Raw genomic sequence first — 13,117 nt, forward strand, 5'->3', positions numbered from 1 at the left:
AATAAAGTATATGCTTAAGGTAACAGATGTTATATATGTGGAAATAGAAATAGGTGAATGAAAATGTTATCGGGTGTAACAATGTTAGATCTTGCCCGCTTCCAATTCGCAATGACTACAGTCTTCCACTTCTTCTTTGTTCCCTTCTCCATTGGGATGGGATTCATTGTATCAATCATGGAAACACTCTACGTCGTTAAAAAGGACGAAGTATATAAAAAGATGGCTCAATTCTGGGGAAAAATTTATCTATTGAGCTTTGCTGTCGGGGTAGTTACAGGAATTATTCAGGAATTTCAATTCGGAATGAACTGGTCTGACTACTCTCGTTTCATGGGTGATATTTTTGGTGCTCCATTGGCCATTGAAGCTTTGTTAGCTTTCTTTATGGAATCTACCTTCATTGGTTTATGGATGTTTACATGGAACAAGTTTAAGCCAGCGTTGCACTGTGCCTTAGTTTGGATCTCTTTTATCGGTTCAATGTTGAGTGCAATTTGGATTTTAACCGCTAATGCCTTTATGCAACATCCAGTTGGCTATGTCATTAAAAATGGTAAGGCACAAATGGCTAGTTTTTGGGCTTTAATTGCCAACGAACAACTATGGGCTAGTTTCCCACACGTAGTAATCGGTGCCATTGTTACGGCTTCATTTGTCGTAATTGGGATGGCTGCTTTTGGCTTACTTAGAAAACGGGACGTTAACTTCCATAAAAAGTCCATGCGTATCGCTCTTTGGGTTGCCTTATTTGCCTCAATTGCTGAAATCGGTGCTGGTGACTATCAAACTCAAGTTGAAATTCACGAACAACCAATGAAGTTTGCTGCCACTGAAGGTGTTTATGAAACAACAGGCGATCACGCTCCATGGGATATAGTTGCTAATTTAAATACTAAAGAACATAAAAATGAAGGTGCAATTTCTATTCCTGATGTTCTAACCATTCTTACTTATCACAGTACTAGTGGTTCCATTAAAGGGATGAATCAAATCAATAAAGAATTGCATGCAAAATATGATAAAAAGTTTGGCAAAGACATGAGCTATTATGTTCCAGTTAAGACCTTATTCTATAGCTTTAGAATCATGGCCGGTTTTGGTGCCCTATTTGCCTTGCTTGCAATTTTAGGCTTAATTTGGACTCGTCCAAAGAAGAATACAATTGAAAACAAGCGCTGGTTCTTATGGATTTTAGGTATTTCAACCTTCCTTCCATTTATTGCTAATACTTGTGGTTGGTTCATTACAGAACTTGGTCGTTTCCCATGGACTGTCTATGGCCTATTTACAATTGCAGATTCAATTTCTGCAAGTACAACCACTGGTGAGCTCTGGTTCACAAATATTATGTATTTCCTAATCTTCTCAACTCTTGGCGGAGTAATGATCTATTACTGTAAACGTCAACTTGATATGGGTGTAGCTGGTGCACTTGAAAGGGGTGCATACTAATGATCGATGGAATTGATTTTTTACAGTTGCTTTGGTTCCTATTAATTGGCCTTCTGTTCATGATCTTCTACTTTACTGAAGGTTTTGACTATGGTGTAGGAATGGCAACACAATTTTTAGCAAAAAATGATCAAGAAAAACATGTAATGATGGAAACCATTGGACCACACTGGGATGGAAATGAAGTATGGCTTATCACAGCTGGCGGTGCCATGTTTGCGTCATTCTCTGATTGGTATGCAAGTCTATTTAGTGGATATTACATCTTACTATTCTTTACCTTATTTGCCCTAATTATCAGAGGAGTATCCTTTGAATTTTCTGCTCATGCCGAAACTGAACATGGATTTAGAATTTGGACTAGTGCCCTATTTTGGGGTAGTTTATTAGCTCCATTTTTCCTTACAATGATGTTCGGTAGCCTAATTCAAGGTGTTCCAATCGATGCTCAAGGAAATATGAGTTTAAGTTTTTGGAATATTGTTAACCCATTGTCAGTAGTAGCAGGCGTGGCAGGCGTTCTTCTGTGTTTAATTCACGGAATCAACTTCTTAAGATTAAGAATTGATGACCCAGAATTAAGTAAGCGAGCTGCTAACCTAAACGAGAAACTCTATCTGGTAGCTTATTTAGGAGAAATTATCTTTGCTTTATTGATTTTCTTCCAAACTGATTTCTTTAAGTTAAGACCAATCTCTTCAACAATTATCACTTTACTTATTGTTGTTCTAACTGCTTGGTCAGATATTGCCTTAATTAAAAATAAGCAAGCAGTAGCCTTTGTAACTAGTGGATTAACTTTAGTAGCTGTTGTTGGACTTTTATTCAATGGACTCTTCCCTCGCGTATTAATCGCTACTGATCCAGCCCACTCACTTTTAATTAAAAATGCGGCTAACTCTAAATTAACGCTTGAAGTAATGACAATTATCGCCCTTATCCTCTTGCCAATCGCTTTAGCTTATATCATCTGGTCATATGTAGTCTTTAGACACCGGATTAAGGTAAATCAAAACGCCTAATCTAGAATAGGAATAAAAATGATTGATAAACGACTTTTTAAATTACCAAAAGCCAAAATCATGCTCGCAATGCTTGCAGGACTAATGTTCTTGCAAGCATTTGCTATTTTAGGACAGGGAATTTTCCTTGCTCGAGCAATTGTCGGCTCTTGGAAACGACAGTCTTTTGCTAATATTGCAGAAGATGTTTTAACTTTTTTGATCTTCTATTTATTAAGACAAGGAATTAACTGGTTTCAAAAATGGTATATGAACCGTTATGCAAATCAGACAACTGCTCTTTTACGTCAACAATTACTTAATAAAACCTATGATGGTGGAATTGCATTAGTCTCAAGAATTGGAACAGGAAACTTAGTTTCTACTCTCTTAGATGGAATGGATGAGATTTCTAATTATCTGTCGCTAATTTTTCCAAAATTAATTGCCCTCGCAATTGTTCCGTGGGTTATCTTAATCTATATATTTACTCTAAATACCCTCTCTGGCTGGATTTTACTCTTAGTTTTTCCTTTACTAATCTTATTTATGATTATTTTGGGAACTGCTGCTCAAAGTAAAGCTAGTAAACAGTATGCCGGATATATTAAATTGCAAAACCACTTTGTTGATGCTTTACGTGGCTTAAGCACCTTAAAAGTTTTGGGTCTTGCTAAAAAATACGGAAATATTGTTTATAAAAATAGTGAAAACTACCGTAAAAAGACAATGGGTGTCTTAAGAGTAGCAATCCTATCCACCTTTACGCTAGATTTCTTTACCACATTATCCATTGCGATGATTGCCATGTTTCTTGGAATCGGATTAATCAATGGTAACTTAATTCTTTATCCTTCATTAGTAATTTTAATCTTATCACCAGAATACTTTTTACCAATTCGTGATTTTAGTAATGATTTCCATGCTACTCTAAATGGTAAAAATGCCTTAGGACAAATTTTTGATATTCTAGCTTTTCCAACCACTCCCCAAGAAGATCAGTTATCTAGTTTCACGTGGAACAAAGATAGTGTCTTTATAGCCAATGATGTTTCTTTTAACTATAGTCATATTGATCAAGATCATTTTAGTGTTAATAAAAATGCAAAAATGAGTGGGATAGTAAAAAAAGAAAAAACAAATACAGACAATACTCATACAGCTGATGAGTTGCGTAATGTTAATCTAAATCTTACCGGCTTTCAAAAAGTTGGAATTATTGGTCCAACAGGTGCTGGAAAAACAACATTAATGAGAATTTTAGCTGGCTTTCTTACTCCCCACCTTAAAGAAGATAATTTTACAATTAATGGGCAAAATCTTGCCCAACTCAATCAAAAGAATTGGCAAAATCAAATTACCTATATTCCACAAGATCCTTTCATGTTCGCAACTAGCATTAAAGAAAATCTAACTTTTTATAATCCAAATGCTAGTCAAAAAGAAATTGATGCCGCATTAAAAGCAACTGATTTGAATAATTTTGTTGCTAGTTTAAAAGATGGTTTAAACACTAGAATCGGTGAAAATGGACGCGGCATTTCTGGCGGACAAAAACAACGCATTGCATTAGCCCGCGCTTTCTTAGCAAAAGATCGAAAGATATTATTTTTCGACGAACCAACTGCTCACCTAGATATTGAGACTGAGTATGAATTAAAGGAACCGATGAAGAAATTAATGGAAAATCATTTGGTCTTCTTTACGACACACCGCTTGCACTGGCTAAATGACATGGATTGGTGCCTAGTCATTGAAAATGGAGAAATTGTAGAACAAGGTACCCCTAGTGACTTAGCTAAAAACGGAACTTTATTCAAAAAACTTACTCAGCCATTGAAAGAAGACCTACTATGATGAACAAAAAATTTTCTTGGAAACATGAACATTGGGTTAAACCTTACCTCGCAAAATATAAATGGAATTTTCTTTTAGCAATTTTTCTTGGCATCACTATGTTCTTTTGTGGTGGTGCACTTATGTTTTATGCAGGCTATACAATTGACAAAGCGGCGACACGTCCAGAAAACATCTTAATGATTTATGTTCCAATCGTCTTAATGCGTGCTGTCGGAATCGGACGACCATTATTTAGATATTTAGAGCGTTTAGTTTCTCATAATTGGATTTTACGGGTCACAAGTTCTCTAAGGAGAAGACTTTTTTATATTGCTGAAAAAAATACTTCAGCAGTCGGATCAACTTTTCAAACAGGAAGTCTTCTTTCTCTCCTAACTGATGATATTGGTCACCTACAAAATCTTTATTTGAGAACCATCTTTCCAGCCATTCTCAGTTACCTAGTAGGATTTATTGTTATAATTTTGATTGGTTTATTCTCATGGCCCTTAGCTGGTATTATCGCAATTTTATTGATTATGGAACTTATTCTCGTTCCATTCTTCTCACTTTTAAAACAAGCTAGTGTACGCAGTAAGGAAAAGAAAGAGAAGGCACAGCTTTATACAGAATTTACTGATCAAGTTTTAGGTGCTGGCGACTGGAAAATTTCTGGTCGCAAGGATGCATTTTTCAATCAAACTAAAACCACTTTAAAGTCTTTAGGAAAGCATGAAAAAAAATCCGGCAAGTTTGATTGGGCACGTGATTTTGTCCTTGAGTTTATCTTCGGTTTAATGGCTGTTGCTATTCTTTATTTCACTAACAAGAACCTCACCTATAATCAAGAAGCAGCAAATTACGTTGGCGCTGTTGTTTTAGCCCTGTTCCCTCTATCTGATGCTTTTATTCCCGTTGGACAAGGTATTGAGGAATGGCACACATATAGCGATTCAGTAAAGCATTTAAATGAATTAACAGTACCTGAAAACCATTTACCGCATCAAGAATATCTTGACCCAGTTTTTGCAGGAACTTTAAAAGCTACTGATATTTCATTTACTTATCCAGGAGAAGATTATCCAATTATTCAAAATTTCTCTCTCACATTAAAAAGAGGTCAAAAAGCTGCTCTAATTGGACCATCTGGGGCTGGAAAAAGTACTATCCTACAATTAATTCTTGGAGATTTAAAGCCAAATACAGGCACTGTCACTTTGGATAAGATTAATGTTTTGTCCTTACAAAAAGAGCGTTCAAAATTATTCTCTGTGCTGAACCAGGAACCATTTTTATTCAACACTACTATCTATGAAAATCTTAAAATGGCTAATCCAGATGCCACTGCTGACCAAATGATGGAAATTTTAGAAAAAGTACAGCTAGCTGATTTCATTAATTCCCTCCCTAAAAAACTGGATACAGAAGTCGCAGAAGCTGGCGCACGTTTTTCTGGCGGTCAAAAGGAACGTTTAGCATTAGCACGTGTACTTTTACAAGATACCCCAATTGTCCTCTTAGATGAACCAACAGTGGGCCTAGATCCGCTCACAGAACAAAAATTATTAAATTTAGTATTTGATGTTTTAAAGAAAAAGACAGTAGTTTGGGTAACTCACCACTTACAAGGTGTAAAATATATGAACGAAGTTCTCTTCTTTAAAGATGGAAAAGTGACCATGCAGGGCAATCCTCACGAATTATTTGAACACAATGAGCATTTTCATCAACTTTATTTAATGGATCAAGGACTAATTTAAAAATAGAAAGAAGTTTATTATGTCTGCTGAAGCAAAGCAAGGCTACTATGAATTAGTTGAACCACGTACCCTATTTAACTCCATAATTCCTGTCCTATTAGGAATCATGTACACAGAATATAATTTTCAGTTGTTTAGAATTTTTCCAACAATTGAAATGTGTATTGCCACAATTGTTCTACAAATTTTTATGAATGTGAATGATGGTTATTGGGATTATAAGCGTGAAAAAGCTGCTAAAACTGGCGATCATAAAAAGAATCCAATTGGGAAGTATCATCTTAATCCCAAAAATGTTTTAGTTCTTATTTGGATTTTATTTATTATTTCAGCCACCTGTGCTTTTACGATTGGTTTTCAAACTAATTTATATATTTGGATTCTAGGAATTATTTGCTACGCAATTGCTCTTTCCTATTCAACTGGATCACATACAATTTCTGCCGGGCCTTTTGGAGAAATAGCTGCTTGTTTTGCAATGGGATTTGGAATTTTTCTAATCATGGTCTATATTAACGTTTATCCCCATGTACCATTTAACTGGAATTTTGTTTGGCCAATTATCCTTGCTGCCGGCATTCCTGAAATTTGTAACTTCACTTTAATGCTTGGAAATAATTTGTGTGATCATGATGCAGATATCGCAAATGGAAGACATACTTTAGTTTCTTATATTGGAATTAAGGGTGGACTTTACTTATTCGTATTTAACTACTTACTTGGATTCTTTTTAACAGGTTGGGCAATTTGGGTTGGAGTCCTTCCTTGGAGCGTCGCTTTAATTTTGATTTGTATTCCAACAATCTACAAAAACATGCGCTTTCTTTGGAAAATACAAACTAAGCCAAAATCGTTCCCTAAAGTAGTTCAAAATACCCAAGTTTTATTTGTGACCGAAGCTGTAGGTTTCTTTATCGGTTTGATGTTAAATCTTAGAATTAGATAATAAAAAAGGTCGAAACTTCCTCTCAGTACGAAGTTTCGACCTTTTTTATTTTAAATTGTTTTTTATTGTTTCCACGCTGCATCAAATTTTGCTTTACCTGCTTTAATTTGATTATCAACGTTTTGACCATTCTTAGCTGCATATAAGATCTTAGCCATAATTGGGTCCAATTGACTGTAGGCAGCATTTGAGTTCTTAGCTACTGGAATGCTGTACAAGTGTTTCATAGCGACTTCTAGCTTAGCTGGAAGTTTAGTCTTGGTGTTTTCTTTGTATTCTTTGGATTTCACAACAGAATTATTAACTGGAATGTAGCCAGTTGCATTTGCCCATTTAAGTTGAGTAGATTTAGAAGTTAAAAATTGCATATATTTAAATGCAGCAGTTTTTTGCATTGGGGTTGCTTTTTTAAACATGTAAATATCTGTACCCTGCTGCATAGTGTATTTACCAGGGCGTGCAGATACATCGTAAGTAAACTTATCACCAACTGCCTTTTTAACGTATCCTTCACCTGCTGATACATCGCTACCTTTTCATTAGCAAATGGACCTGATAAATAGTGCGCTGAGCCAGCAGTTGTGAAGTAGCCCTTCTTCATACCTTTAGCGTAGTAATCAACAACTTTCTTGGAATCTTTGCCAGTAAAGTTAACTTTATCAGTTAAATTAATTCCTTCATTTTTCATACCCAAAGTATAGTAGTTAGCTAAAGAATCGAAACCTGCACCAACAACTTGATGGTTGCTCTTCTTATAAATAGTTTCTGAAACTTGTGCTAATTCCTTCATAGTTGTAGGAACTTTTTTAATACCATATTTTTCAAACATGGATTTATTATAAGTTAAAACCTCAATAGACTTATTAAATGGAATACCATATTGTTTTCCTTGAATTTTAGCTCCATCTAATAATTCAGTTCTAATATTTGATTTAGCACTACTTCCCCAACCAAGCTTACTGTTATTAATGTATGGGGAAAGATCAACTAACATATTACTCTTAGCAGCATTATATAGCCACCCAGGATATGCTTGCGTAATTGTTGGTAAATTATTTGGTGATTGTAATGTTGAATTTACCTTAGCTTGTAAATCAATGTAAGAGCCTTGATTTTCAAGCATGATTTTAATATTAGGATTTTTCTTTTCAAATTCTGCAGTTAATTTCTCTAATTCTGCACGTTGACCACCATTCATTCCATGCCAAAAGGTTACTATAGTTTTCTTTGTAATTTTAGTTGGAATATTCGTTGCTGAACTATCTTCTTTATTTCCTTTAGAACATCCAGTAGCAATTAATGCCACCCCTGCAACTAAACCTAAAGCAATCTTTTTATATAAATTCATCAAAATCCTCCAGTAATTTCAAAATTGAAGCACTATTTATTGTATCAAAGCGAAAATTATATACAAGATGTTGTAGTATAAAAATTATTTTTTTATTTTAAAATTTTTTACATTTTTAAATCGCGCGTTAAACCCGCATTATATACGATTTTTGTATATATAAAATACGGATATATACGTACGTTATAAAGATTTATATTTGAAATTATTCATATTTTATCTTGAATTACGATTAATAGTCTGCTATCTTTAAATCGTCAACTTCATTAAATAGTTTCTGGAGGAAAAAATGAAGATAAAGAAATTTTTAATCGGCGCTGCTATGATTTTACTTGCCGCATCAACTGCTGCATGTTCCAACAATAAGTCTGCTTCTAAAGCAAGTGATGGCTATACTCCTAAAGAATTAAACGTTCAGTTTGTTCCTAGTGTCCAAGCGTCTAAACTTGAAGCTAAAGCTAAGCCATTACAAGGCTTGCTTGAAAAGCAATTACATATGCCTGTTCATGTGACTGTTTCAACTGATAACTCTGCTTTAGTTGAAGCAATGGCATCAAAGAAAGTTGATGTTGGTTTCTTACCACCTGATGCTTATGTCTTAGCTCACAAACGTGGTGTAGCGGATGTTTTACTACAAGCACAACGTTATGGCTATGACGAACCAAGCGGTAAGCAAAACCACAAATTAATGGATAGCTACCGTTCAATGATCGTAGTTAAAAAGGGCTCTAAGATCAAATCTTGGAAAGATCTAAAAGGTAAGACAATTGCCGTTCAAGATCCAACCTCTACTTCTGGTTACGTTCTTCCAATTGCGGAACTTCACAAGAAAGGTTTAAATGTACCAAAAGATTGTAAATTAGTTCAAGTTAAGGGCCACGATCAAGCTGTTTTATCAGTTTATAACGGTGATGCCGATGCTGCCTTTGTCTTCTCTGACGCTCGTCCTCTTGCTGCTAAAGATGCACCTGCTGTAATGAAGGATGTTGTTCCAATTTACTTTACTAAATACATTCCAAACGATACTGTTGCTGTTAGAAGCGGCATGTCTAAGTCATTTAGAAAGAAACTTGCTACTGCCTTTAAGGATATTGCTAAGACCAAGAAGGGTAAGAAGATCCTTGAAAATATTTACCAACACTATGGTTATGTAGATTCTAAAGATTCTAACTTCAATATTGTTCGTGAATACGAAGCTGAAGCTAAAAAGGCTGAAAAATAAATTTAATATTTTTAAAAGACCACCCTACTTTGACTTGTAGGATGGTCTTTTTCTCGTTTAAAATTAGAATAGATTTTTAATCGAGGTTTTCAAATGAAACTAAATAAAAAATTTAATCTATTATTGATCACAAGTGCTATCTTTTTAATAGCAAGTGCTTGTAGCAAGCCTAATCATGAGGAAACAATAAATAAAAAGACAGACAATCATATCGCTCTGATATCTGACATTAACGGCATTAAAGATAATTCTTTAAATCAATCTGTCTGGAATGGTTTAAAAGATTATGGTACTAAAAATGATCTTCCAGAAGGAAACAAAGGCTATAACTATTTTGTACCTAAAGATCCGAAAAACTATCAAACCACTATCAATGAAGCGTTAGATAAAAATTTCTCAACTATTATTGGTGTTGGCTATACTCTTAAGCCAAATATTATTAAAGCAGCTAAAAATAATCCGAAAAAAAATTTTGTTGTTATTGATGCCCATACTCCAAAACTAAAAAATTTAGCCGGTATCTCCTTTAAGAATCAAGAAGGAGCGTATTTAGCTGGTGTAGCAGCTGCTTACACGACTAAAAGTCAAATAGTTGGTTTAGTCTTAGGTCAAAATAGTAAAGAAATGGCCTCATTCAAAGCAGGTTTTATTCAAGGCGTAAGAACAACAAATCATAAACTTCATAAACATATTAAAGTAGTGAGTCAGACAGTTGGAAACTTTTCGGATGCTAATAAAGCACACGATATTGCCCAGGAAATGTACAATAAAAAAGCTGACATCATTTTTCAAGCAGCAGGTAAAAGCGGACAAGGTGTATTCAAAGCAGCTCAGGAAATCAATCAAGCTCGACCTGTAGGGCAAAAAGTATGGGTTATAGGATCTGATGAAGATCAATCAAAATTGGGCGACTACCTTGCAAAAGGCGGACAACCATCTAATTTCACTCTTACTTCAGTTATCAAAAGTGCCGATCTTGCTGTTGAAGATATTGCTACCCAAACTGCTAGTGGAAAATTCCCAGGTGGTAAAACTCTGAAGTATGGTCTTAAAAACAAAGGCATTTCTTTAGTTCAAGGAAATTTATCCTATCATACCTGGATTAAAGTTCAAAAAGCTAAGCAAAAAATCATTGACGGGAAGATTAAGGTTGATACAGATTAATAGATTGAAAAAAGAGAGGTAGTTATTGAAGTGCCTCATAATTGTTAGACATAAAATCTAATAATTATGAGGTATTTTTTTATGACCAAATATTCGACTGAATTAAAAATTGAAATTGTTTCCAAATATTTAAATCATGAAGATTCAATAAAAGGTTTAGCTAAACAATATAATATTCATTGGACTCTTATTCGTAGGTGGGTTGATAAGGCTAAGTGTCAAGGTTTAGCTGCCTTATCTGTTAAACATACTAAAACTACTTATTCTTCTGACTTTAGGCTAAATGTGGTACGCTACTACTTAACACATTCTATTGGAGTTTCAAAGGTAGCGGCTAAGTTTAATATTAGTGATTCTCAAGTATACAATTGGGCTAAAAAGTTCAATGAAGAAGGATACGCTGGGCTGCTGCCTAAACAGAAAGGTCGGCCTAGGAAAGTGCCTAAAAAGAGTAAGAAGACAACTAAAAAGTTAGAACTTAGTGAAAAGCAAAAGTATGAAGAAAAAATTCTTAAGCAGGAAGCTGAATTAGAAAGACTTAGAGTGGAAAATCTTGTCTTAAAAAAAGTGGCTGCCCGATATCCACGTTATCCAACAAACAAAAAACACAATTAATACAGGATATTCGGGCAAAACACCATCAAATTAAACTTAAGGTCTTATTTAAGGTGCTTAAATTAAATAGAAAGACTTACTATGACAATGTAAAAAATAGAATTAATCAAGCTGATAAGTATGCTTTAGTAAAAGAGAAGATTCAAGAAATCTATTATGGCTATGAAGGACAAGAAACATATGGTTATCGTCCTATGTGGAGAGCGTTAAGAGATGAAGGATTTAAATTTTCTCTAGAAACAGTACGTAAGTTAATGAGAAGTTTAGGAATAAAAACAACAATTTATCATAAAAATACTGGTAAATATAGTTCGTATAAGGGTAATGTAGGAAAGAAAGCACCAAATATCCTAAATCAAACTTTTGATGAAACTATCCCCTATAAAGTTCTTCATACCGATGTAACCGAATATAAACTAACTAACGGCAAGAAAGTTTATATTTCTCCTGTAGTAGATGAAGCTTCTTTGGAGATTCTAGCTTGTGCAGTAAGTTACTCTCCTGAAATGAAAACTATTTATAATATGCTAGATGAACTAGCAGATAATCTTCCACCAGGAGCTGCTCCTATCCTTCATTCAGATCAAGGCTTTCAATATCAGAATCCAGGCTATCAGGCTCGACTAAAGAAAATGAATATAATTCAAAGCATGTCCCGAAAAGGAAATTGTCATGATAATGCACCAGGAGAAACGATATTTAATCTAATGAAGAGAGAAAAACTGAATCGACTTAAGATTGGAAGTTTAGAAGAGATGAAGGAAATTCTGAAAGATTATATTTATTGGTTTAACAATGTTAGAAGATCAAACAAATTAAAATACACGACTCCTGTAAAATACAGAAATCGTGTATTATCAAATCTTTAAAATTTTATAAATGTCTAACTTTTCTATGGCACTTCATATTTACCTCTCTTTTTATTTTTATGAATTAAAGTCGTCTTATTAGAGCTTTTTAAGTTTTCAAACACCTTATCTGAATACCGTGAAATATAGGCAAATACTAAAACATCTACTACAAAGAGTTGACTTATCATCGATGTAGTAGCACCAGACCTAATTTTGGGCTCCCCAATATCTTGGGTAAGTAATACAAGATCGGCTTTTTTAGCTATTGTAGTTCTAGGCTGTGCTGTTAGTAACACAGTTTTTATACCAACTGATTTCCCCACTTCTAAAAGATCACTAATTTCAGTCGTCATTCCCTGATTACTGATTAAGATTAAAATATCATTAGGGGGAAAGTTTCCAATTTCTGTAGCTGCAATATGAAAATCAGTAGTATAGGTGATAGCTTTTCCTAAACGAAGAAATTTCTGGTATAGGTCATTAGCTACTAGACCGGATGCTCCAACACCATATGCTAAAATCCGTGAAGCCTGATTAATTTCTTTTACTAGTTTAGAAATTGTTTTTTCATCGATTCCACTTTTAGTTATGTCTATCACTGACTTAAACCTTGTGGCCATTTTATCCTTTATTGATGAAACATCTTCTCCAATATCTATTTCATCATATTCAGCAGGTTCTTTGGGTAACTGTAGTGCAGCTAGTTCTAATTTTAATTCACTAAATCCATCAACCCCAATTTCTTGGCAGAATCGAACAATCGTTGCTGTACTAATACCAGTATCTTTAGATAATTTTTGAATAGAAGACTTTATAACTGTTTTAATGTTATTACTTATGTACTCTGCTAAAAATTGTTCTTTTTTTGGCATCTGAGCCTTCTTAGAATGAATGATATTTAAAATATCTGCCATTT

The 13,117-nt window shown here is 34.3% G+C and carries 9 protein-coding genes and 1 pseudogene; 8 read left to right on the forward strand and 2 right to left on the reverse strand.

What is annotated here, in order from left to right; translation table 11 throughout:
- Positions 1 to 63: 63 nt before the first annotated feature.
- The 5 genes from GTO82_RS09390 to GTO82_RS09410 are packed head-to-tail and all read left to right on the forward strand — an operon-like array spanning position 64 to position 7,001.
- Complete coding sequence (locus GTO82_RS09390; RefSeq protein WP_004898178.1) at positions 64 to 1,455, forward strand: cytochrome ubiquinol oxidase subunit I; 1,392 nt, start codon at positions 64 to 66, stop codon at positions 1,453 to 1,455.
- Positions 1,455 to 2,477 carry a cytochrome d ubiquinol oxidase subunit II gene (gene cydB, locus GTO82_RS09395; RefSeq protein ID WP_180873306.1) on the forward strand — a complete coding sequence of 341 codons (1,023 nt, stop codon included), beginning with the start codon at positions 1,455 to 1,457 and terminating at the stop codon, positions 2,475 to 2,477. Before GTO82_RS09390 ends, cydB begins: the two co-directional genes overlap by 1 nt.
- A gap of 18 nt (positions 2,478 to 2,495) precedes the next feature.
- Positions 2,496 to 4,313, forward strand: coding sequence for a thiol reductant ABC exporter subunit CydD (gene cydD, locus GTO82_RS09400; RefSeq protein WP_180873307.1), 1,818 nt, complete (start codon positions 2,496 to 2,498; stop codon positions 4,311 to 4,313).
- Entirely contained in the window at positions 4,310 to 6,055 is a 1,746-nt protein-coding gene (cydC, locus tag GTO82_RS09405) for a thiol reductant ABC exporter subunit CydC (protein ID WP_180873308.1), read from the forward strand. The genes cydD and cydC overlap by 4 nt, the downstream gene beginning before the upstream one ends.
- Positions 6,056 to 6,074: 19 nt before the next feature.
- Positions 6,075 to 7,001, forward strand: a complete 927-nt coding sequence (locus tag GTO82_RS09410) for a prenyltransferase (RefSeq protein ID WP_180873309.1) — start codon at positions 6,075 to 6,077, stop codon at positions 6,999 to 7,001.
- A 62-nt stretch (positions 7,002 to 7,063) separates the two neighbouring features.
- Here the strand turns inward: GTO82_RS09410 and GTO82_RS09415 are convergent.
- A pseudogene (locus tag GTO82_RS09415) lies at positions 7,064 to 8,349 on the reverse strand (extracellular solute-binding protein).
- 289 nt (positions 8,350 to 8,638) lie between these two features.
- Here GTO82_RS09415 and phnD point away from each other — a divergent pair.
- From phnD to GTO82_RS09430, 3 genes are all read left to right on the forward strand, one after another.
- Positions 8,639 to 9,571 (forward strand): phosphate/phosphite/phosphonate ABC transporter substrate-binding protein, encoded by a 933-nt coding sequence (gene phnD, locus GTO82_RS09420; protein WP_014567927.1) that lies wholly within the window; start codon positions 8,639 to 8,641, stop codon positions 9,569 to 9,571.
- 93 nt (positions 9,572 to 9,664) lie between these two features.
- The gene (locus GTO82_RS09425; protein ID WP_180873310.1) at positions 9,665 to 10,735 is read left to right on the forward strand and encodes a BMP family lipoprotein; all 1,071 of its coding nucleotides are present in this window, start codon (positions 9,665 to 9,667) and stop codon (positions 10,733 to 10,735) included.
- Between the two features lie 81 nt (positions 10,736 to 10,816).
- A protein-coding gene (locus tag GTO82_RS09430; RefSeq protein ID WP_180873311.1) for an IS3-like element IS1223 family transposase occupies positions 10,817 to 12,219 on the forward strand; the annotation gives its coding sequence in 2 pieces (ribosomal slippage) (positions 10,817 to 11,291 and positions 11,291 to 12,219; 1,404 coding nt in all).
- A gap of 23 nt (positions 12,220 to 12,242) precedes the next feature.
- Here the strand turns inward: GTO82_RS09430 and GTO82_RS09435 are convergent.
- Positions 12,243 to 13,115, reverse strand: a complete 873-nt coding sequence (locus GTO82_RS09435; protein WP_180873312.1) for a MurR/RpiR family transcriptional regulator — start codon at positions 13,113 to 13,115, stop codon at positions 12,243 to 12,245.
- Positions 13,116 to 13,117 lie beyond the last annotated feature (2 nt).

It is taken from the genome of Lactobacillus johnsonii, assembly GCF_013487865.1.
Taxonomy (GTDB): Bacteria; Bacillota; Bacilli; order Lactobacillales; family Lactobacillaceae; genus Lactobacillus; species Lactobacillus johnsonii_A.